The sequence below is a fragment of the Nocardioides sp. NPDC054178 genome (genome assembly GCF_055585005.1).
Genome location: NZ_JBVJKY010000006.1, coordinates 260,231 through 281,568 on the forward strand (window position 1 = coordinate 260,231; position 21,338 = coordinate 281,568).

Genomic DNA, 21,338 nt, shown 5'->3' on the forward strand with positions numbered 1-21,338 from the left:
TGTGGATTTCGACAAGGAGTATTCGATGACCGACGTGGCCGCGATCGCGGAGACCACCCGGAAGCTGGTCGAGACCCAGGTCCTCCCGGTGGAGGACGAGCACGACGGCGACGTCGAGGCCGCAGGCGGCGAGAGCCTGCGGACCCGGCTGCAGGCAGAGGCCCACGCCGCGGGGGTCTTCGCGCCGCATGCGCCGGTGGCGTACGACGGACTGGGGCTCTCAATGGTCGACCGGGCTCCGGTCTTCGAGGCCGCCGGGCGCGGTCTGTTCGGCCCGATGGCCCTCAACATCAACGCCCCCGACGAGGGCAACATCCACCTCCTCGCCCACGTCGCCGACGAGCGGCAACGGGAGCGGTTCCTGGCCCCGCTGGCCCGGGGCGAGGTGCGCTCGGCGTTCGCGATGACCGAGCCCTCCCCGGGCGCCGGTGCCGACCCCTCGGCGCTGACCACCCGGGCCGAGCGGATCTCGGCCGGATGGCGGCTCAACGGGCACAAGTGGTTCATCACCGGAGCCGACGGGGCCGCCTTCCACATCGTGATGGCGCGTACGTCCGGAGAGCCCGGGGACGCGGGCGGGGCGACCATGTTCCTGGTGCCCGCGGACGCCCCGGGCATCGACCTGGTGCGCCACGTCGGTACCCAGGACCTCTCCATGCTGGGCGGACACTGCGAGATCACCTACACCGACGTCGAGGTGGGCGATGACGCGGTGCTGGGCGAGGTCGACGAGGGCTTCCGCTACGCCCAGGTGCGCCTCGGCCCGGCCCGGATGACCCACGTGATGCGCTGGACCGGCGCCGCGACCCGCGCCCACGAGACGGCGGTCGGCCACGTCGCCGGCCGCCGCGCGTTCGGGTCCCGGCTCGCCGAGCAGGGGATGGTGCAACAGATGATCGCCGACAACGAGATCGATCTGGCCGCCACCAGGGCGCTGCTCCTGGCCGCGTGCCGTGAGCTCGACGACGGTGGACGCGCGTCGGAGTCAACCTCGATCGCCAAGACGTTCGCCGCCGAGGCACTGTGTCGGGTCGCCGACCGGGCGGTGCAGATGTGCGGTGGCCTGGGTGTCTCCCGCGACCTGCCGGTCGCCCGGATCGCCCGCGAGCTCCGGCCGTTCCGGATCTACGACGGACCCTCCGAGGTGCACCGCTGGTCGATCGCCCGCCGCGCGGTGCGCCGGATCGCGGGAGACGAGTCATGACCGCGGTGCTTACCGACTTCGAGCTGGCCGCGGTGCGCACGCAGATGCTGGCAGCCGGCGCCGAGGTCGGCCCCCGGCTGGCGGGCAGCCTCATCTCCGGCGGCCGCTCCAACCTGACCGTCCTTCTCCACGACGGCGTACGCCGATGGGTGCTGCGCACCCCTCCGCGACACGGCCGTACACCGTCTGCGCACGACGTCGGCCGTGAGTTCCGGGTCACCAGCGGTCTGGCCGGCACCGATGTGCCGGTCGCAGCCCCGGTGGTCTACTGCGACGACGAGGCGCTCCTGGGTGGCCCGTTCTCGGTGTGGGAGTTCGTCGACGGGGTGACCGTCCAGTCCCGCGACCAGCTCGAGGCGCTCGACCAGAGCGCGATCGACGGCATCGCCGACGCCCTGGTCGAGACCTTGGCTGCACTGCACGGGGTGGACCATGTCGCGGTCGGGCTCGAACGTCTGGGCCGCCCCGATGCGTACGTTCGTCGTCAGATCACCCGCTGGTCGGGCCAGTGGGAGCTGATCGCCCCGGCGGTCCCTGACATGCGAGACGCCGCGGACGAGGCCCGCAAGTTGCTCGAGGAGCTGGTTCCTGAGCAGCGGCACACCTCGATCGTCCACGGCGACTACCGCATCGACAACGCGCTGCTGGATCTGACCGGAACCGCCCCGAGGGTCGCGGCCGTCGTCGACTGGGAGCTTTCCACGATCGGCGACCCGGTCGCCGACGTCGCCACCATGTGCGCCTACCGGCACCCCGCCTTCGACCAGGTCCTCGGCTTCCCCACGGCGTGGACCAGCCCGCGCCTTGCTGATGCCGGTGCCCTAGCGCGCCGCTACGAGCGAGCCGGCGGGATCGAGCTCGACCAATGGCCGGTCCATCTCGGACTGGCCTACTACAAGATCGCCGTCATCGCCGCGGGCATCGACTACCGCTGGCGGGCCGCGGGCGCGCCGGAGGATGGCAACGACACCGCCGGATCTGCGGTCGGTCCGTTCCTAGAGGCGGCGCTGACCACCCTGACCGCCGCTGCGCCAACCCGAGGAGCACGATGTTCGACCACCTGCTGAGCCCGCTGCGCCTGGGCACCCTGGATCTGCCCAATCGCGTCGTGATGGGCTCGATGCACACCGGGCTCGAGGACGCCGACGCCGACGTCCCACGGCTGGCCGGCTACTTCGCCGAGCGTGCTCGGGGCGGTGCCGGACTGATCATCACCGGCGCCTATGCGGTCAACGCCGAGGGTCGTCTCGAGGCAGACTCCGGCGACCTCGCCACTGACGACCGGATCAAGGCCCATCGCCCGATCACCGGTGCGGTGCACGCCGAAGGCGGCCGCATCGCGCTGCAGCTGATCCACGCCGGCCGCTACGGCCGTCATGCTGCGTGCGTCGGCGCTTCCGACATCAAGAGCCCGATCAACCCGTTCCAGCCGCGCGCGCTGACCACGGAGCAGGTCTGGCAGGTCGTGGACGACTTCGCCGCCGCCGCCGTGCGAGCCCGCGCGGCTGGCTACGACGCGGTCGAGATCATGGCCTCCGAGGGCTACCTGATCAACCAGTTCCTGGCCCCGCGCACCAACGACCGCACCGACGAGTGGGGCGGTTCCGCCTTTGCGAGGACCCGACTGCCGGTCGAGATCGTGCGACGGATGCGGGCCGAACTCGGCCCCGACTTCCCGCTCGTCTACCGGATCTCGTTGCTCGACCTGGTCGACGGCGGCCAGACGTGGCAGGAGACCATCGAGCTCGCCCAGGCGCTGGAGACCGTGGGCGTGACCGCGTTCAACACCGGCATCGGCTGGCACGAGGCTCGCATCCCGACGATCATCACCCAGGTGCCTCGGGGTGCCTGGCTCCGCTACACGCGGCTGCTGAGGCTCGCGGTCGACGTGCCGGTGTGTGCCTCCAACCGGATCAATACACCGCAGCTCGCCGAGGACATCCTCGCCGACGGCGACGCTGACCTGGTCGCGATGGCCCGGCCGCTGCTCGCCGACCCGGACTTTGTGGCCAAGACCGCCGCCGGGCGCGTGGATGAGATCAACACCTGCATCGCGTGCAACCAGGCCTGCCTGGACCACGGCTTCTCCGGGCTGGAGACGTCCTGCCTGGTGAACCCGCGCGCCTGCAGGGAGACGTTGTGGACCATCCAGCCCGCGCCCCGGCGTCGACGCGTCGCGGTCGTCGGTGCCGGACCGGCCGGGCTGGCCGCGGCAGTGACCGCGGCCGAGCGTGGGCTCGCGGTCACCATCTTCGAACGCGAGCAGGAGCTCGGCGGACAGTTCCGGCTGGCGATGGAGGTGCCTGGCAAGGAGGACTTCGCCGACACGCTGCGCTACTTCCGCCGTCGTCTGGAGGTGCTCGAGGTCGACGTACGCCTCGGGTCGACCGCATCGCCGGCTGACCTCGACCCCTTCGACGAGGTCGTGATCGCCACCGGGGTCAGGCCGCGGATCCCGCAGATCCCCGGGATCGACCACGCCAAGGTCGCCAGCTACGCCGACGTGCTCGCTGGCCGGGTGACACCGGGCGAGCGGGTCGCGGTGGTCGGCGCCGGCGGGATCGGCGTCGACGTGTCCCACTGGCTGACCCACGACCCGAAGGAGGACCTCGACGGCTGGCTGGCGCGATGGGGTGTCGACCCCACCATGACGCGGCCCGGCGGACTCACTGAGCCACAGCCGTACGAGCCCTCCCGGAAGGTCACTCTCCTGCAGCGCAAGGCGACCGCGATCGGCAAGGACCTGGGGAAGACCTCGGGGTGGGCGCACCGTGCGGTGCTCGGTCAGGCGGGGGTCACGCTCGTCCCAGGTGCTTCCTATGAGCGCATCGACGACCGCGGCCTGCACGTCGTGGTCGACGGGGTCCCGCACACAATCGAGGCGGACACGGTCGTGGTCTGCGCCGGCCAGGAATCGGTGCGGGACCTCTACGACGCCCTGGTCACCGCCGGACGTACACCGCACCTGGTCGGCGGCGCCGAGTTGGCCGCCGAGCTCGATGCGAAGCGCGCGATCGCCCAGGGCACATCCGTCGCCGCTGCGCTGTAGCTGGGCGTCGTCTCCGTGCCAACGCGCTTCAGCCACCAGAACGATCGGTAAAAGTGTGGCGCACACCACGCCAACTAAACCTAATGATGATAGATTTACTCCGAGGTTGACTCGAGTAAGGAGGCCTGATGATGAGCTCCGCGACATTCCAGCGCTCCGGCGCGGTGGAGGACGGTGCATGCCTGCCTGGCGCGTCGAGGCCTGTCGGCGCACTCGTCCATCTGTTCGCCGTGTCGGTCGTGTGGGCGGCCCAGCTGGTGATTCCGTCGGCGGTCGCACGGGGAAGCATGCCGGAATCCGAGCCCTCGGGCGGGATCTCGGTGCCGATGGCGGCGGTGCGGGACCCGGCGAGCTATTCGCAACCGGCTGTCGTGGGGGCTGGTGTCCCGCAGAGGCAGGTCAGGCAGGTCGCTGCCGGTGCGTCGACAGGAGGGATCCCGAACGCTGCGCTTGCCGCGTACCAACGCGCCGAGACGGTCATCAACGCTGCTGACAAGACGTGTGACATCGACTGGCAGCTGCTTGCGGCTGTGGGCCGCGTCGAGTCGGACCACGGCCGCGTTGGCGGCAGCCGCCTGGGTGCCGACGGTATCTCTCGTCCAGAGGTCTACGGCGTCCCTCTCGACGGCAGGAACAAGACGCAGGCGATCGCCGACACGGACTCCGGGCAGTACGACCGAGACGAGGTCTGGGATCGCGCTGTCGGTCCGATGCAGTTCATCCCCGCCACATGGTCGACCGTCGGTGTGGACGCTGACGGCGACGGGAACAGGGACCCCCAGAACATCAACGACGCCGCGCTGGCGGCAGCGGTGTATCTGTGCTCGGGGCGCGAGGATCTCGGCGACGAGGCCGGGCGACGCGCGGCGGTCCTCCGCTACAACCGCTCGCGGTCCTACGCCGACCAGGTGCTGCAGACCCGCACGGCGTACCTGAGGGGCGACTACGCCGCTGTGCCCGGCGAAACCCTGCCGGCGACCTACGTTCCCGGCTCCAGTCGACGGACTTCCGCCGGGTCCGAGGCCGAGAAGGAGGCGCCGAAAGCAAGGCGGATCTCCCGGGGTGAAGGCGGTGCCGCAGATCGCCCGACCACCGCTCCGAAGCCTGGCGGTCAGAAGAGCGGCGGTGACACCACGGGATCCACGCCCAGGTCGCCAGGTTCGGATGAGGGTCCGGCTATACCTCCTGAGCAGGAGCAGGACGATGGAACCCTCGAGAAGGTCGCCGAGCCTCTCCCGGCCCCAGTCCGCAAGTCTGTCGATCGTGTCTTGACCCTGACCCAGGCGGTCACCCGATGCACGGCGAACGGCGTGAGTCGGCTCGACCTCGTCGCTTGGGACAGGTGCATCGACGAACTGGTCCGATGAGCCTTCGACTCACTGCTGACGTGCATGAAGCATCGAGGTCGCACCACGCGCTCGGTCGAGCGTCAGCTCGAGAGGTACGAACTCAGATGGGTCATCGTCTCGTCGAGCAGGTGGGGGAGCGAGGCGTCCTCGTCGGCGAGCCAGGCCTGGTAGGAGGTCAGGGCGAGCGCGAGGGCGACCTGCCCGATGGTCTGGGGGAGCAGGTCGTCGGGGCCGAGGCCGGTGCGCTCGGCGACGTACTCGGCGATGACCTCGCGCCAGCTCGCGTAGCGGAGCACCGAGTGGGCCTGGAGCGCGGGCGTGGTCAGGATCAGCCGCATCCGGTCGCGGTGGCTGGGGCTGGCGTCGGCGGGGAAGTCGTTGAAGGCGAGTACGCCGCGGTGGACCGCCTCGTGCAGCGGAAGGTCGGCGGGCATGGCGCGCAGGATCTCGCGGAAGCCGTCGAGGGTGCGGTCGAACTGTCCCCACGGGATGTCGTTCTTGGAAGGGTAGTAGCGGGTGATGGTGCGCCGGCCGACCCCGATCGCCTCGCCGATGTCGTCGAGGGTGGTGGCCTCGAAGCCCCTCGTCACGAAGAGCTGGAAGGCAGCCTGCTCGATCTCCGCGTGCGTGGTGGCGGCGGGGCGTCCGCGCAGCGATCGCCGCGTCGTGGGGGCGGGGCTGGTGGGCACCTGTCGCAATCTACCGCAGCGGTCTGGGCAAAAGAGTCGCTTGTTCCCGCGCACCTCTATCTTTTTGACCCCGAGTGTCATTAATGTGTTGTGAGTCACTTCGACCCTGCGATGAAGGAGATATGTCATGAACCCTGAGGAGACCACCCAGGTCGTGGACGAGGTCCTGACCGAGGAGTCGTTGATCGAGGAGGTCTCGATCGACGGCATGTGCGGCGTCTACTGAGATGACTGCCGTGAGCCTGGACAGCGCGTGGGCGCTGTCGCCGTCGGTGGCACTGCGTCCCGAGCCGTTCGGGGCGCTGGCCTACCACTTCGGGAACCGGAAGCTGACCTTCCTCAAGCGTCCTGAGCTGGTGGCGGTTGTGCGCGCCCTCGGGTCGCACCCGGACGTACGCGGTGCGCTCGTGGCATCGGGAGTGCCGGAGGGCCAGCACGCTGCGTACGTCGCTGCGCTCTCCGGCCTGGCCCGGACCGACATGATCCGACCTGCTGAGTAAGGGAGCGAGACGATGAAGCTGGTGGAGCACTTCGAGCTCGGCCTGGATGCGCCGATCTGTCTGACCTGGGAGCTGACCTACGCGTGCAACCTGGAGTGCGCGCACTGCCTCTCGAGCAGCGGCCGGCGCGACCCGCGCGAGCTGAGCACCGAGCAGTGCGAGGCGGTGATCGACGAGCTGCAGCGGATGCAGGTCTTCTATGTGAACATCGGCGGCGGCGAGCCGACCGTACGTCCCGACTTCTGGCACCTGGTCGAATACGCCGTGGCCCACGACGTCGGGGTGAAGTTCTCCACCAACGGCGTCCGGCTGACCCCGGAGCGGGCGCGGTGGCTGGCCGCGAGCGACTACGTCGACGTCCAGATCTCCCTCGACGGCGCCACGGCCGAGGTCAACGACCGGGTGCGGGGGACGGGGTCGTACGACACCGCGATCACCGCGCTGCGCAACCTGCACGAGGCCGGGTTCGGTGACGCCAAGCTGAGCGTGGTCTGCACCCGCGAGAACATCGGGCAGCTCGACGAGTTCAAGGCGATCGCCGACCGGTTCGGGGCGACGCTGCGGCTGACCCGGCTGCGTCCCTCGGGGCGCGGCGCCGACGTGTGGGACGAGCTGCATCCGCTTCCTGGGCAGCAGCGGGAGCTGTACGAGTGGCTGGTGGCCAACGGCGACAACGTGCTGACCGGCGACTCCTTCTTCCACCTGGCCGCCTTCGGGCCGGAGGACGGCAGCGGTGCGCTGCCGGGGCTCAATCTGTGCGGTGCCGGGCGCGTGGTCTGCCTGATCGACCCCGTCGGTGACGTCTACGCCTGTCCGTTCGCGATCCACGACCAGTTCCTGGCGGGCAACCTGCTCACCGACGGCGGGTTCCGCGCGGTGTGGCAGGAGTCAGCTCTCTTCCAGGAGCTGCGTGCGCCGCAGACCGGTGGCGCCTGCTCGGGCTGCGCCCACTACGACTCCTGCCGTGGTGGCTGCATGGCCGCGAAATTCTTCACCGGTCTGCCGCTGGACGGGCCCGATCCCGAGTGCGTCCAGGGCTACGGCGAGTCCGCGCTGGCCGGTGCCCGGACCATCCCGGCGGTGGGCCAGGACCACTCCCGCAGCGCGCCGAGCCGCAACGCGCCGGTGCTGCTGACCCTCTCCCGTCGGCGTCCGGACTCCGACCTTGCCCCGCCGGTGAGTGCGTGCGCCGAGTCGCCGCTGGCCGGCTTCGCCCCGAACTGACCCCGACGAGCAGAAGCGAGAACTGAGATGCCCTGGAAGAACCCGTGGAAACAGAACCCGTGGTTCGAGTCCGTCGCGGTGGCCCAAGAGCGTGCCCGCAAGCGACTCCCGAAGCCCGTGTACGCGGCGTTGCTGGCCGGCTCGGAGCGTGGTCAGACGATCGCGGACAACCAGCAGGCCTTCGCCGATCTCGGGCTCGCGCCGCATGTGGCCGGCCATCACGACAAGCGCGAGCTGTCGACCACGGTGCTGGGCCAGGAGATCGGGTTCCCGGTGATCATCTCGCCCACCGGCGTACAGGCTGTGCATCCCGACGGCGAGGTCGCGGTCGCGCGGGCGGCGGCGGCGCGGGGGACCGCGATGGGGCTGTCGAACTTCGCCTCGAAGCCGGTCGAGGAGGTCGTCGAGGCGAACCCGGCGACGTTCTTCCAGATGTACTGGACCGGTGACCGTGAGGTGATGATCCGCCGGATGCGCCGAGCCCACGCGGCCGGAGCGAAGGCGCTGATCGCCACCCTCGACTGGTCCTTCTCGATGGGCCGCGACTGGGGCAGCCCGGAGATCCCGGAGAAGGTCGACCTCTCCGCGATGCTCAGGTTCGCACCGCAGGTGATGAGCCGGGGCAGATGGCTGGCGGCATACGCCCGCAGCGGCGGCATCCCGGACCTGACCGCCCCCAACCTGGCCCCGATCGCCGACGACGGGTCGCTGGGGGAGCCGCCCACGTTCTTCGGCGCCTACTACGAGTGGATGACCACGCCGCCGCCGTCCTGGGACGACGTGGCCTGGATGGTGACCACCTGGAAGGAGCTGACGGGTGGCAAGCCGTTCCTGCTCAAGGGCGTGTGCCGGATCGACGACGCGCTCCGCGCCGTCGATGCCGGCGTGGACGCGATCTCGGTCTCCAACCACGGCGGCAACAACCTCGACGGCACCCCGGCCACGATCCGGGTGCTCCGCCCGATCGCCACCGCCGTGGGTGACCAGATCGAGGTGCTCCTCGACGGTGGCGTACGCCGCGGCTCCGATGTCGCCAAGGCGCTCGCCCTCGGCGCCCGTGCGGTGATGGTCGGGCGGGCCTACCTGTGGGGGCTGGGGGCCAACGGCCAGGCCGGTGTCGAGAACGTCCTCGACATCCTCCGCAACGGCCTCGACTCCGCCGTCCTCGGCATGGGCAAGGCCTCCATCCATGACCTCACGCCGGAGGACCTGGTGATCCCCGACGGCTTCGAGCTCGCGCTGGGTCGACCATCGGGCCGACCATCGGGCCGGCCGTGAGCCTGGTCGACCGTCCCTGGCCGGAGATCGTGCCCGGCGGCCCGGTCCTGGTGCCGGTGGGATCCACCGAGCAGCACGGCCCGCACCTGCCGCTCGACGTCGACACGGTGATCGCGACCGCAGTGGCCGGCGAGCTCGCCCCGCTCGTCGGCGCCTCCGTCGCACCGGCCGTCCCGATCGGTGCCAGCGGCGAGCACCAGTCGTTCACCGGGACCATCTCGATCGGGACCGCCGTGCTGACCTCCGTCCTCGTCGAGCTGGGTCGCTCGCTGACCACCTGGGCCTCGCGGGTCGTCCTGGTCAACGGGCACGGCGGCAACCTGGACGCGGTCACGGCCGCCGTCACGCTCCTGCGCGCCGAGGGTCGTGATGTTGCGTGGGTGCCCTGTCAGGTCCCCGACGCGGATCCGCACGCCGGCCGCACCGAGACCTCGCTCATGCTGCACCTGGCCCCCGAACGGGTACGCCTGCGGCAGGCCGTCCCCGGAAACACCCGCCCGATCACCGAGCTGCTGCCGGCGATGCGGACCGGCGGCGTCGAAGCCGTCTCGGCCAACGGCGTCCTCGGCGACCCGACCGGAGCGAGCGCGGAGGAGGGCAGGTGCATCCTCCAGGCGATGGTCGTCGGTGCCTACGACCGCCTCCGGATGGAAGCGGCGACACGATGAGCGTCGAGACGACCCGGGTCGCGCTGGTGACCGGCGCCGCGCGCGGGATCGGCGCGGCCACCGTGCGTGGTCTGGTGGCCGAGGGGGTCCATGTCGTTGCGCTCGACTGGTGCGCGGGCGAGGACTCGCCGGCCGGCTACCCCCAGGCCACGAAGGCCGACCTGGACAGCCTGGTCGCCTCGCTCCCGGCAGGCTGGGTGGAACCGGTCGTCGGTGACGTACGCGACCCGGCGGCGTTGACCGCCGCGGTCGGTGTCGCGACCCGGAGATGGGGCCGGCTCGACATCGCCGTCGCGGCCGCAGCGGTGATCGCCGGCGGACGCCCGCTGTGGGAGGACACCTCGCTCGACCTGCAGTGGCAGATCGACGTCGCCGGGGTCTGGAACACCGCCGCGGCCGCCGTCCCCACGATGCTCGCCGGACCGGATCCCAGCGGGTGCCGGTTCGTCGCGCTCGCCTCCGCCGCGGGCTCGCACGGGCTGTTCCGCCTCGCCGCCTACAACGCCGCCAAGCATGCCGTGGTCGGTCTGGTGAAGGGCCTGGCCGCCGACCTGGCCGGCACCGGCGTGACCGCCTGCGCCGTCTCGCCGGGCTCCACCGACACCGCGATGCTCGCCGCGACCGCCGACCTCTACGCGGTCACCCCGGACGACCTCGCCGCCCACCAGCTCCTGCGCCGCCCGCTCACGCCCGACGAGGTCGCCGCCACCGTCGTCCACGCCTGCTCCCGCGCCGGGGCGGTGCTCAACGGCTCGGACGTGGCCGCCGACGGAGGCTTCGGCGGATGACGCTGCTGCCCGACGGGTTCACGGTGCGGGTGCGCGACGACGTACGCCTCCTCCCGACGCCCGACGGCGGTCTGTCGCTGGTCGGCGGCTCCCCGTTGCGATCCATGCGCCTCACGCCGGCCGTCGCGGACCACGTCAACGGCCGGCAGGTGCGGGTCGGCGACACCACCACCGACCTCATCGCCCGCCGCCTGCTCGACGGCAATCTCGCCGACCCCGTGGACCTGGCGCCGGTCGACCCGGCCGAGCTCACCGTCGTCGTCCCGGCCCACGACCGGCCCGACCACCTCGACCGCTGCCTGGCCGCCCTCGAGGGAGCCGCGGTCATCGTCGTCGATGACGCCTCCCGCGACCCGGCCGCCCTCGCCCAGGTCGTACGCCGCCACGGCGCCACCCTCATCAGGCTGGCCGACAACCGCGGACCCGCCGGCGCCCGCAATGCCGGCCTCGCCCGGGTCACCACCCCCTACGTCGCCTTCGTCGACTCCGACGTCGCCGCCGATCCCGCGATGCTGGCGCAGCTGGCCGGCCACCTCGCCGACCCCCGGGTGGCGCTGGCGGGACCGCTGGTCCGGGGCCACAGCTACAAGGCTCGACCGTCCTGGTTCGAACGCCACGACGTGGCCGCGTCCTCCCTCTCGCTGGGCACGAGGGCCTGCTCGGTCCGCCCCGGCGCGGCCGTCGGCTGGCTGCCGTCGGCCTGCCTGGTCGCCCGCACCAGCACGCTGCGAGAGGTCGGTGGCTTCGCGGCCGACCTGCGCGTCGGTGAGGACGTCGACCTGGTCTGGCGACTGGTCGAGGCCGGACACGTGGTCCGCTACGACCCCGACCTGGAAGCCCTGCACGAGGTCCGCGCCACCATCCGCGGCTGGCTCGGTCGAAAGCTCGTCTACGGCACCGGCGGCGCCGAGCTCGGCCGACGCCACGGGGACGCGGTCGCCCCTGCCGTCCTCTCCCCGGCCATGGCCGCTGCCGGCGCCGCGATCCTCACCGGGCGCTGGTGGTCGGTGCCCGCGGCACTGGCCTCGCTGGTCTGGGGGAGCCGTGCGGTCGCCGAGGCGCTCCCGGACGTACCCGGCCGCACGGGCCTCGCGATCCGCCTCGCCACCCGGGGGCTCGGCTGGTCACTGCGCCAGGAGTCAGCCCTCCTGCTTCGCCACTGGTGGCCGCTCACCCTGGGCGCCTGCCTGGTCAGCCGCACCGCCCGCCGCATGGTCCTCGCGGCGCTCGTCGTCGACACCGTCGTCGCCTCCCGTGAGAGCGACGTCCGGCCCACGACCCTCCTCGGGCGTCGCTTGGACGATCTCGCCTACGGCGCCGGACTCTGGCTCGGCGCTGCGCGGACCGGATCCGTTCGCTGTCTCACCCCGCGCCTCGTGCGCCGGACACCCACTCGAGGACTTTCGAAAGATACTTTCTAACTTTCGCATGATGAATTAGAACTATTGACGGGCGCTTGGCTGAAACCGTAGGTTGACGAACGCACAACGTGACACAGGTCACAGTTGCGGCTCACTTGGCTTCACCCTCCCGAAGGAGCACTGATGCGCAACCGTCCCACCCCTGCCGCGAACCACGAGGTTCCGGCGATCGCACGCAAGCTCGGGCTCAACCGTCGCCAGCTGCTGGCGGCCACCACAGGCATGGCCGCGGCGGGAATCGCCCTCGGCGGCGTGCCTCTCGCCGGGTCGGCAGCTGCCGACAACGCACTGCTGATCCCGCGGCCGCGCCGCGGCATCATCCTCTACACGGTGCGCGACGCGATCAGTCGCGACCCGGCCACCAGCCCGTACGCCTCGGGGTTCAGGGCGGTCTTCGAGGAGCTGTCGAAGATCGGCTACCGGCAGATCGAGTTCGCCGGCTTCAACCAGAGCGTCAACGCGCCCGGCGGCAACGTCAACAACATCGAGGGCGCACGCCTGCTGCGGACGTGGCTCGACGACAACGGTCTCGAGGCCGAGGGGAACCACGGGTCGGTCCCCGCCACGATCACCGATGCGTCTCTGGCTGCGTTCGACGCGGCGTGCGAGGTCGCGAACATCTTGGGGATGAGGCACATCGGGACCGGAAGCGATCCCACCGGGTCGGCCTACCTGGCCGACTGGCAGGCCGCGGCCGAGCGCTGGAACATCCTCGGTGAGCGCGCGGCCGGACACGGGCTCAAGCTCTACACGCACAACCACGACGTGGCGTACAGCTTCCTGCTCGACAGCGGGCCGGCCGACGCGCTGGGCCGCCCGACGCGGTCGTCCGGGGTGCGCCGGCTGGAGTGGTTCCTGGCGAACACCGACCCGCACCACGTGTCCCTGGAGATGGACATCTACTGGGCGCACGTCGCGCAGTACAAGCACCGTACCTACACCGCCCCTGACGGCAGCCTCGTCGAGGATGTCTTCGACCCGCTCGAGGTCGTCAGGTCCGCGCCGATGCGCTTCCCGCTGTTCCACGCCAAGGACGGCAAGAAGGACACGACGCAGGCCAACGGCTACGTGATGGCGCCGTTCGGGGAGGGCGACATCGACTACCAGGCCTTCTTCGGCAACATGCCGGCACGGGGCTACCACAACCCGATGTGGGAGCAGGACACCGCGCCCGGCGGTGCGGCGAACCCCGGCCAGTCCCTGGCCTTCGCCAAGCTGAGCTACCAGAACATGGACGAGCTGCGCGGCTGACCGGCCGCCACCTCTCCAACGCGTGCTGCCGGAGCGCGCCCTCGTCGGGGCGCGCTCCGGCCACCGGCGCGCTCGCGCGCCCTTCTCCGGCTTTCTTCCGCCTTCGTTCTCCAAGGAATCGTCATGCCCACACACAGCTCAGCCGACGGCGCCCCACGCCGTCGTGCCCGGCGATCACTGCTCGCGGTGACCTCCGGGCTCGGACTCGTTCTCGCCTCCGGGCTCGCGCTCGCGACGCCGGCGGCCGCCCATGACGGCGTCGACCACGGCACCGAGCCCGGGGCCGGCCTCGCCCTGGACTGGTCCAACTACGAGAAGGTCACGCTCACCAAGGACACCGGTGAGCCGATCGACATGGCCGTCCTGCCGGACCGGCGTGTGCTCACCACGGCGCGCAACGGCGACATCCGGCTCGTCGACCCCGACGCAGGTACGACCCGCGTGGTCAACACGATCGCGACGTACAACAACTCCGAGGACGGCCTGCAGACGGTCACCCTGGCGCCCGACTTCGAGGAGTCGGGCTGGGTCTACCTCTACTATGCGCCGCGCACCATGACCGGGCCCTACCCGACGACCACGCCGTCCGGCTCGGCGCCCAACACGCTGCCGGCCGGCCAGACCGAGGCGTACTGGGACCAGTGGAAGGGCTACAACCAGCTCAGCCGGGTCAAGTGGGACGAGTCCGCCGACAGGCTGGATCTCGCCACCGAGCAGGTGATCCTCAAGGTCGAGGTGCAGCGCGGTCAGTGCTGCCACGTCGCCGGTGACGTCGACTTCGACGACGAGGGCAACCTCTACCTGGCCACGGGTGACAACACCCCGGCAGGAGCCCCGGGCGCGAACGGGTACGCCCCCAACAACGACGCCCCCGGCTTCAACCCCGGATTCGACTCCCGCCGCGGCGCGGGCAACACGAACGACCTGCGGGGCAAGATCCTGCGGGTCGCGGTCCAGGCGGACGGCTCCTACACCGTCCCCGAGGGCAACCTGTTCGCCCCCGGCACGGAGGGCACGCGGCCGGAGATCTTCGCGATGGGTCTGCGCAACCCGTTCCGGATGGACGTCGACTCCGCCACGGGCTCGGTCAGCTGGGGCGACTACGGCCCGGACGCCGGGGCGCCGAACGCGGACCGTGGCCCGATGGGGTACGTCGAGTGGCAGACGACCGCGATCGACGAGCCGATCAACGGCGGCTGGCCCTACTGCACCGGCGACCACTTCAACTACAACGAGTGGAACTTCGAGACGGCGACGCCGAGGGACTTCTTCGACTGCGCCGCCGGCGCGGAGAACAACTCGCGGTGGAACACGGGACTCTCGACCGTCCCGCCGGCCACGGCCGCGACCCTCTACTACGGAGACAACAACACCCACCAGCCGTGGCCCGAGCTGACCGACTTCAGCCCGGCCGGCGGTCAGGGACCCATGGGCGGTCCGGTGTACCACTACGACGCGGACAACCCCTCGCCGACGAAGTTCCCCGAGTACTGGGACGGCAAGGCCTTCTTCGCCGAGTTCTCCCAGGACTACCTGGCGGCGTTCACGGTCGACTGGCCCAGCGGCCCGGTCTCGCACATCGAGCAGTTCCTACCCAACGTCGACCTCGAGACGAACCGGCAGCCGATCACCGACAGCCCGATCGACATCGAGTTCGGGCCGGACGGGTCGCTCTACGTCCTCGACTACGGTGACGGCTTCTTCCGCGCCAACCCGGACGCCGGGCTCTATCGGATCGACTACAGCGTCGGCAACAAGGCACCGCGCGCGGACATCGTCGCCGACCCGATCTCCAGCAGCTCGGCACCGCTGACCGTCGAGTTCGACGGTTCGGGCTCGGTCGACCCCGAGGGCGGCGCGCTCACCTACGACTGGGACCTCGACGGCGACGGCACCTTCGACGCCACCGGCGCGACCACGTCGTACACCTACGACGAGCTCGGCCGCTACACGGCCCGGCTCCGGGTCACCGACGCCGAGGGGCGTCGCGGCATCACCTCGACCTCGATCAGCGTCGGCAACGTCGCGCCGAGCATCGAGGTGGCCACGCCGGCCGAGGGCGGCTTCTTCGACTGGGGTCAGGCGGTGCCGTTCCGGGTGACGACCGACGACGCCGAGGACGGGGACGCCACGGTGTGCTCGCGGGTGACCTGGACGTTCGGCCTCGGGCACGACGTACACGCGCACCCGCTCAGCCAGGGGACGGGGTGCCAGTTCGCGATCCCGACGCCCGCCGACGCCACCGAGCACGGTGAGACGGAGAACATCTTCGGGGTCGTCGTCATCGGCTACACCGACAACGGCGCCAACGGTGTGCCGGCGGCCAGGTCCGAGGTGTCGATGATCCTCAACCCGAAGTCGCAGGAGGCCGAGTGGGCCGACGCCTCCGAGGGAGTCGCGATCGCCCCGGACGAGACGGCGAGCGGCCTGCGCAAGGTCACCTCGCTCGATGCGGGCGACTGGCTCTCGTGGAAGCCCGTGAACCTCGCGGGCATCACCTCTGCGAAGCTGCGCGCCAGCGGCACCGGCACTGTGCAGCTGCGCTGGGGGTCGGCCGACGCGACGCCGTTCGCCTCCTTCGACGTCGACAGCGAGGACTGGTCGGAGACGACGTCCGACCTGGCCGGAGCGCCCACGGGCAGCGGCGAGCTGTTCGTGACCTCCACCGGCGGCGTCACCCTGGACCGGATCAGGTTCGTCGGGGACGGGTTCGCCGACGTCACGCCGCCCACGGTCTCCGCGACGCTCGACCCGGCACAGCCGACGGGGCAGAACGGCTGGTGGACGGGGAACGTGTCGGTGGCGGTCGCCGCGACCGATGACGGCACCGTCGCCTCGCGGCAGCGCTCGACCAACGGTGGCCAGAGCTGGGAGAACGCGAACAACCCGCTCACGGTGTCCGCAGAGGGCGTCACGACCGTGCAGTACCGCGCGACCGACAACGGCGGCAACGTCTCCGAGGTCGGGCAGGTCGTGGTGCGGATCGACAAGACCGCGCCGCAGGTCGCGGTCCAGGGTGTCTCCGACGGCGCCACGGTCGGCAACTCCGCGGACGCGTCGTGGTCGGCCACCGACGCCACCTCCGGTGTCGGGTCCGTGACCGCGACCCTGGACGGGTCCGCGGTCTCCGGCGGCACGCTCGCCCTGTGGCGGCTCTCGCTCGGGTCGCACACCCTGGCGATCACCGCGACCGACAAGGCGGGACACGCGACGACGAGGACGGTGACGTTCACGACCACCACCTCGCTGAGCGAGCTCACCGCCCTGACCGAGCGGCTCGCCCGCTCCGGCGAGATCACGCCCGCCGGGGAGAGCGTCCTGGAGAAGCGGCTCGGCCAAGCCGCCAAGCACGTCGCCGCCGGACGCAACGCCGCCGCGCGATCGCAGCTCCAGGAGTACGTCGACCTGGCGGCCAGCCCGCTCAACGTGGCCGACGCCGAGGCTCGTGCCGCGCTGCGGCGGGACGCCAAGGCGGTGATCAGCCAACTCTGAGGCGACTCTTCCGTGCGGGTCCGAGGGGCATGTCCCTTCGGGCCCGCACGGCCGTTCGGGAGGCCGAAGACCCTTGCCGAAGACCCTTGACGTCGCTCTGAGAGCCGTTCTACGATCATTCTGATATATGAGTTGTGTATCATTCTCGTCGATCAGGAGCCCCGCATGACCATCAGTCCGCCAAGCTCGACCGCTGTTGCGTCCGTGGCGACCGTCCCGACAGCGACGACCAACGTGCTCACGCTCTCCTGCCGGGAGCGCCCGGGGATCATGCAGGCGGTCACGAGCTTCCTGTACGACCGCGGGTTCGACATCCTCGAGCACCAGCAGCACGACGACCGGATGGGGGAGCTGTTCTTTCTCCGGACCGAGTTCGCCGCTGCCGACGGCGCGGACGTCGATGAGATGACGGCCGCGTTCGGGTCGATCGCGGACCGGTTCGACATGTCGTTCACCTTCCACGACGAGCGCAAGCCGCGGCTGCTGGTGATGGTCTCGAAGTTCGGCCACTGCCTCAACGACCTCATCTTCCGCTGGCGCGGCGGGACCCTGGGTGCCGAGATCGCGGTCGTCGCCTCCAATCACGAGGACCTCCGGCCCATGGCGGAGGCGGCGGGGCTGGAGTTCATCCACATCCCGATCACGCCGGAGACCAAGCCGCAGGCCGAGCAGCGCATGCTCGACCTGGTCGAGGAGTACGACATCGACCTGGTCGTGCTCGCCCGCTACATGCAGATCCTGTCCGACGGCCTCTGCCGCCAGCTCGAGGGACGTGCGATCAACATCCACCACTCGTTCCTGCCCGGCTTCAAGGGGGCCAAGCCCTACCACCAGGCGCACGCGCGGGGCGTGAAGCTCGTCGGTGCCACCGCCCACTACGTCACCGCCGACCTCGATGAGGGCCCGATCATCGAGCAGGAGGTCAACCGGGTCGACCACAGCTACACCCCGCAGGCCCTGGCCCATGTCGGACAGGACGCCGAGTGCCTCGCGCTCTCGCGGGCCGTCCGCTGGCACTGCGAGCACCGTGTGCTCATGCACGGCTCCAGCACCGTCGTCTTCCGCTGACCACACTGCCTCGATCCGCCCCGAAACCTCAGGAGTTGCTCATGCCGTCCTCCGACAGCACCGTCTCGCCCCGCACCGTCATCATCGGCGCCGGCATCGTCGGCACGAACCTCGCGGACGAACTCGTGTCCCGCGGGTGGTCCGACATCACGGTCATCGAGCAGGGCCCGCTCAGCCTGCCCGGTGGCTCGACCTCCCACGCTCCTGGTCTGGTCTTCCAGATCAACCCGTCCAAGACGATGACGATGTTCGCCAAGTACACCGTCGAGAAGTTCCTGTCGCTGGAGAAGGACGGGGTGAGCTGCTTCAACCAGGTCGGTGGCCTGGAGGTCGCCACCACCGAGGCCCGGGTCGCCGAGCTCTACCGCAAGCTCGGCTACGCGAAGTCCTGGGGGATCGATGCCCGGGTCGTCGGTCCTGTCGAGTGCAAGGAGCTCTACCCGCACATCGACGAGTCGCAGGTCCTCGCCGGCCTGCACATCCCCACCGACGGCCTGGCCCGGGCGGCGCGGGCCGTCGACCTGCTCATCGAGCGTACGCGGGCGGCCGGGGTCACCTACCTCGAGCACACCGCGGTGACCGGAGTGCTCCAGGAGGGTGGTCACGTCACGGGTGTCGAGACCACGAACGGTGTCGTCGAGGCGGACATCGTCGTCTCGTGCGCCGGGTTCTGGGGCGTCGAGGTGGGCGCGATGGCGGGCACCGCCGTACCGCTCCTCCCGCTGGCCCACCAGTTCATCAAGACCACGCCCGTCCCGGCCCTGGCCGGAAAGCACGACCAGCCCGACGGCGCGACTCTGCCGATCCTGCGCCACCAGGACCAGGACCTCTACTTCCGCGAGTGGGGCGAGGGCTACGGCATCGGCTCCTACGCCCACAAGCCGATGCCGTACGTCGCCTCCGCCCTCGGCCCGACCCCGGAGCACGTCGACCACGACAACATGCCCTCCCGGCTCGACTTCACGCCCGAGGACTTCGAGGGCCCGTGGGACGAGTGCCGCAAGCTGCTCCCGTGCCTGCAGGAGGCGGAGATCGCGGAGTCGTCGTTCAACGGCATCTTCTCGTTCACGCCGGACGGCGGCTCGCTCGTCGGTGAGTCCCGCGACCTCGACGGCTTCTGGGTGGCCGAGGCCGTCTGGGTCACCCACTCCGCCGGCGTCGCCAAGGCGGTCGCCGAGGTGCTGACCACCGGACGCTCCGAGCACGACCTCGCCGACCTCGAGCTCAACCGCTTCGAGGAGACCCAGCTGGCCCCGGCGTACGTCAGCGAGACCTCGCAGCAGAACTTCGTCGAGATCTACGACATCCTGCACCCGCTGCAGCCCAAGGAGTCGCCCCGCGACATCCGGGTCAGCCCGTTCCACGCCCGCCAGGTCGAGCTCGGCGCCTTCTTCCTCGAGGCCGGGACCTGGGAGCGACCGCACTGGTACGAGGCCAACGCCGCGCTGCTGGACCAGCTGCCCGAGGAGTGGAAGTCGCCGACGCGCGACGACTGGTCGGCCCGCTACCACTCGCCGATCGCGGCCGTCGAGGCGTGGAAGACCCGCACCGCGGTCGCGATGTACGACATGACGCCGCTGCGCCGGCTCGAGGTCTCCGGTCCCGGAGCCGAGACGCTGCTGCAGCGGCTGACCACGGGTGACGTGAGCAAGAAGCCCGGTGCAGTGACCTACACCCTCTTCCTCGATGAGCAGGGCGGGATCAAGAGCGACATCACCGTCGCCCGTCTCGAGGACGAGCTCTACCAGGTCGGCGCCAACGGCACGGTCGACCTGGCTTACCTGCGGCGGGAGGCGCGCAAGCTGCGCGCCGAGGACCCGGCGCTGGCCGCCCATGTCCGCGACATCACCGGCGGCACCTGCTGCATCGGCCTGTGGGGTCCGCTCGCCCGGGACCTGATCGGCAAGGTCAGCGACGACGACTTCACCAACGACGGGCTGAAGTACTTCCGCGGCAGGCGGGCCACCATCGGCGGGATCCCCGTCACGGCCCTGCGCCTGTCCTACGTCGGCGAGCTCGGCTGGGAGATCTACGCCTCCGCCGAGAACGGTCAGAAGCTGTGGGACGTCCTGTGGAACGCGGGCCAGGAGCACGGCGTCGTCGCCGCCGGCCGGGCCGCGTTCGGCGCGCTCCGGCTGGAGAAGGGCTACCGGTCCTGGGGTGCGGACATGACCACCGAGCACGACCCGTACGAGGCGGGCGTCGGCTTCGCGGTGAAGTCCGCCAAGGAGGACTTCGTCGGCAAGGCCGCGCTCGAGGGGCGTTCCGTGGAGACCTCGGCCCGCCGCCTGCGCTGTCTCACCATCGACGACGGCAAGTCCATGGTGCTCGGCAAGGAGCCCGTGCTGTCGGGGGAGACCGCGGTCGGGTACGTCACCAGCGCCGCCTATGGGTTCACGATCGGCAAGCCGATCGCCTATGCCTACCTGCCGGCGGAGATCGGCGAGGGTGACCAGGTCGAGATCGAGTACTTCGGCCAGCGGATCGCGGCGACGGTCACTCCGGAGCCGCTCTTCGACCCGAGCATGAGCCGTCTGCGGGGCTGACCCCAGGGGTCAGGATCGGGCGTCGGCTGCGGGTGGGCCGGCGCCCGAACTGTAGGTCAGAGGACGCGACGGACCGCGGTCGCGAAGCTGTCGATGTGCTCACGGGTGAGCCGCTCGGCGAGGTCGGCATCGCCGTCGGCGATCGCGTCCAGGAGCTGGGCGTGTTCGGCGATGTGGGAGGCCAGGTCGGGGAGCTTGTCGACGACCAGGCACCAGATCCGGGTGGCCAGGTTGTCGTAGCGGATCAGTACGTCCTCGAGGTGCTTGTTGCCGGTCGCGCGGTAGATCAGCCGATGGACCGACATGTCGAGACGCATCAGTGTGGACCGGTCCTCGCTCGACCCGTCGAGGGCTCGAACCCTCGCGGCCATGGCGCGCAGCTCGGCCCGCATCTGCGCGGTGGCAGCCGTCGCGGCCCGCTGGGCGGCGAACGGCTCGAGCTGCTGGCGCAGGTCGGAGATCGCGCCCAGCTCGGTCACGTCGACGGCCGTCGCGAACGTGCCCCGGCGCGGGTAGGAGACGACCAGATGATCGGTCTCCAGGCGCTTGAGGGCCTCGCGCACCGGGGTGCGGCCGAACCCGAGGGACTCCGCGAGCCTGCCGTCGTTGATCGGCTCGCCCGGCCTGATGTCGAGCATGATCAGCCGGTCCCGGATGCGCTCGTAGGCGGCGTACGCCAGGGAGGTCACGGGGCTGAGCCCTGGGTCGCTCGTCGTCCTGACGGGCGTCTGGACGTCGGTCATTTCATGTCACCGCTTTCTGATCCGGGCCGTTGACAGGCGTCTTCGCCACCAAGCATACTGGTCATCAG

The 21,338-nt window shown here is 70.6% G+C and carries 17 protein-coding genes; 15 read left to right on the forward strand and 2 right to left on the reverse strand.

Features of this window, described 5'->3' with window-relative positions:
• Positions 1–25 precede the first annotated feature (25 nt).
• From ACZ6WN_RS22055 to ACZ6WN_RS22070, 4 genes are all read left to right on the forward strand, one after another.
• Entirely contained in the window at positions 26–1,204 is a 1,179-nt protein-coding gene (locus ACZ6WN_RS22055) for an acyl-CoA dehydrogenase family protein (protein WP_465867609.1), read from the forward strand.
• A complete protein-coding gene (locus ACZ6WN_RS22060) occupies positions 1,201–2,271 on the forward strand; it encodes a phosphotransferase family protein (protein WP_465867611.1) in 1,071 nt (356 codons plus the stop codon). The genes ACZ6WN_RS22055 and ACZ6WN_RS22060 overlap by 4 nt, the downstream gene beginning before the upstream one ends.
• Positions 2,253–4,253, forward strand: coding sequence for an oxidoreductase (locus ACZ6WN_RS22065; protein ID WP_465867613.1), 2,001 nt, complete (start codon positions 2,253–2,255; stop codon positions 4,251–4,253). Before ACZ6WN_RS22060 ends, ACZ6WN_RS22065 begins: the two co-directional genes overlap by 19 nt.
• Positions 4,254–4,381: 128 nt before the next feature.
• On the forward strand, positions 4,382–5,620 hold the full coding sequence (locus ACZ6WN_RS22070) for a lytic transglycosylase domain-containing protein (RefSeq protein ID WP_465867615.1): 1,239 nt from the start codon (positions 4,382–4,384) through the stop codon (positions 5,618–5,620).
• A 62-nt stretch (positions 5,621–5,682) separates the two neighbouring features.
• On the opposite strand, the gene mftR is transcribed toward ACZ6WN_RS22070, so the two are convergent.
• On the reverse strand, positions 5,683–6,291 hold the full coding sequence (gene mftR / locus ACZ6WN_RS22075) for a mycofactocin system transcriptional regulator (RefSeq protein ID WP_465867617.1): 609 nt from the start codon (positions 6,289–6,291) through the stop codon (positions 5,683–5,685).
• A gap of 127 nt (positions 6,292–6,418) precedes the next feature.
• Here mftR and mftA point away from each other — a divergent pair, with 127 nt between their 5' ends.
• The 11 genes from mftA to ACZ6WN_RS22130 all read left to right on the forward strand — a co-directional run bounded on the left by mftA (position 6,419) and on the right by ACZ6WN_RS22130 (position 20,527).
• Complete coding sequence (gene mftA, locus ACZ6WN_RS22080) at positions 6,419–6,517, forward strand: mycofactocin precursor MftA (RefSeq protein ID WP_465867620.1); 99 nt, start codon at positions 6,419–6,421, stop codon at positions 6,515–6,517.
• Positions 6,518–6,527: 10 nt separating this feature from the next.
• Positions 6,528–6,791, forward strand: a complete 264-nt coding sequence (mftB, locus tag ACZ6WN_RS22085) for a mycofactocin biosynthesis chaperone MftB (RefSeq protein WP_465867622.1) — start codon at positions 6,528–6,530, stop codon at positions 6,789–6,791.
• A 12-nt stretch (positions 6,792–6,803) separates the two neighbouring features.
• A complete protein-coding gene (gene mftC / locus ACZ6WN_RS22090) occupies positions 6,804–8,015 on the forward strand; it encodes a mycofactocin radical SAM maturase (RefSeq protein WP_465867623.1) in 1,212 nt (403 codons plus the stop codon).
• 27 nt (positions 8,016–8,042) lie between these two features.
• Positions 8,043–9,293: a pre-mycofactocin synthase MftD gene (gene mftD, locus ACZ6WN_RS22095; protein ID WP_465867625.1), complete on the forward strand. Its 1,251-nt coding sequence runs from the start codon at positions 8,043–8,045 to the stop codon at positions 9,291–9,293.
• On the forward strand, positions 9,290–9,961 hold the full coding sequence (gene mftE, locus ACZ6WN_RS22100; RefSeq protein ID WP_465867627.1) for a mycofactocin biosynthesis peptidyl-dipeptidase MftE: 672 nt from the start codon (positions 9,290–9,292) through the stop codon (positions 9,959–9,961). Before mftD ends, mftE begins: the two co-directional genes overlap by 4 nt.
• The gene (locus tag ACZ6WN_RS22105) at positions 9,958–10,749 is read left to right on the forward strand and encodes a mycofactocin-coupled SDR family oxidoreductase (RefSeq protein WP_465867629.1); all 792 of its coding nucleotides are present in this window, start codon (positions 9,958–9,960) and stop codon (positions 10,747–10,749) included. The genes mftE and ACZ6WN_RS22105 overlap by 4 nt, the downstream gene beginning before the upstream one ends.
• Positions 10,746–12,170: a mycofactocin biosynthesis glycosyltransferase MftF gene (mftF, locus tag ACZ6WN_RS22110; RefSeq protein ID WP_465867630.1), complete on the forward strand. Its 1,425-nt coding sequence runs from the start codon at positions 10,746–10,748 to the stop codon at positions 12,168–12,170. The genes ACZ6WN_RS22105 and mftF overlap by 4 nt, the downstream gene beginning before the upstream one ends.
• A 123-nt stretch (positions 12,171–12,293) precedes the next feature.
• Entirely contained in the window at positions 12,294–13,421 is a 1,128-nt protein-coding gene (locus ACZ6WN_RS22115; protein WP_465867632.1) for a sugar phosphate isomerase/epimerase family protein, read from the forward strand.
• Between the two features lie 123 nt (positions 13,422–13,544).
• Positions 13,545–16,913, forward strand: a complete 3,369-nt coding sequence (locus ACZ6WN_RS22120) for a PQQ-dependent sugar dehydrogenase (protein WP_465867633.1) — start codon at positions 13,545–13,547, stop codon at positions 16,911–16,913.
• A 165-nt stretch (positions 16,914–17,078) separates the two neighbouring features.
• Entirely contained in the window at positions 17,079–17,981 is a 903-nt protein-coding gene (gene purU, locus ACZ6WN_RS22125) for a formyltetrahydrofolate deformylase (protein ID WP_465867635.1), read from the forward strand.
• A gap of 41 nt (positions 17,982–18,022) precedes the next feature.
• Positions 18,023–20,527 carry a GcvT family protein gene (locus tag ACZ6WN_RS22130; protein WP_465867637.1) on the forward strand — a complete coding sequence of 835 codons (2,505 nt, stop codon included), beginning with the start codon at positions 18,023–18,025 and terminating at the stop codon, positions 20,525–20,527.
• A 56-nt stretch (positions 20,528–20,583) separates the two neighbouring features.
• Here ACZ6WN_RS22130 and ACZ6WN_RS22135 read toward each other — a convergent pair whose 3' ends face one another.
• The gene (locus ACZ6WN_RS22135; protein WP_465867639.1) at positions 20,584–21,270 is read right to left on the reverse strand and encodes a GntR family transcriptional regulator; all 687 of its coding nucleotides are present in this window, start codon (positions 21,268–21,270) and stop codon (positions 20,584–20,586) included.
• Between the last annotated feature and the right edge of the window lie 68 nt (positions 21,271–21,338).

Coding starts and splice junctions, on each gene's coding strand:
- ACZ6WN_RS22055 (WP_465867609.1), top strand. CDS start 26: ATGACCGACGTGGCCGCGATCGCGGAGACCACCCGGAAGCTGGTCGAG.
- ACZ6WN_RS22060 (WP_465867611.1), top strand. CDS start 1,201: ATGACCGCGGTGCTTACCGACTTCGAGCTGGCCGCGGTGCGCACGCAG.
- ACZ6WN_RS22065 (WP_465867613.1), top strand. CDS start 2,253: ATGTTCGACCACCTGCTGAGCCCGCTGCGCCTGGGCACCCTGGATCTG.
- ACZ6WN_RS22070 (WP_465867615.1), top strand. CDS start 4,382: ATGATGAGCTCCGCGACATTCCAGCGCTCCGGCGCGGTGGAGGACGGT.
- mftA (WP_465867620.1), top strand. CDS start 6,419: ATGAACCCTGAGGAGACCACCCAGGTCGTGGACGAGGTCCTGACCGAG.
- mftC (WP_465867623.1), top strand. CDS start 6,804: ATGAAGCTGGTGGAGCACTTCGAGCTCGGCCTGGATGCGCCGATCTGT.
- mftD (WP_465867625.1), top strand. CDS start 8,043: ATGCCCTGGAAGAACCCGTGGAAACAGAACCCGTGGTTCGAGTCCGTC.
- ACZ6WN_RS22105 (WP_465867629.1), top strand. CDS start 9,958: ATGAGCGTCGAGACGACCCGGGTCGCGCTGGTGACCGGCGCCGCGCGC.
- mftF (WP_465867630.1), top strand. CDS start 10,746: ATGACGCTGCTGCCCGACGGGTTCACGGTGCGGGTGCGCGACGACGTA.
- ACZ6WN_RS22115 (WP_465867632.1), top strand. CDS start 12,294: ATGCGCAACCGTCCCACCCCTGCCGCGAACCACGAGGTTCCGGCGATC.
- ACZ6WN_RS22120 (WP_465867633.1), top strand. CDS start 13,545: ATGCCCACACACAGCTCAGCCGACGGCGCCCCACGCCGTCGTGCCCGG.
- purU (WP_465867635.1), top strand. CDS start 17,079: ATGACCATCAGTCCGCCAAGCTCGACCGCTGTTGCGTCCGTGGCGACC.
- ACZ6WN_RS22130 (WP_465867637.1), top strand. CDS start 18,023: ATGCCGTCCTCCGACAGCACCGTCTCGCCCCGCACCGTCATCATCGGC.
- ACZ6WN_RS22135 (WP_465867639.1), bottom strand. CDS start 21,270: ATGACCGACGTCCAGACGCCCGTCAGGACGACGAGCGACCCAGGGCTC.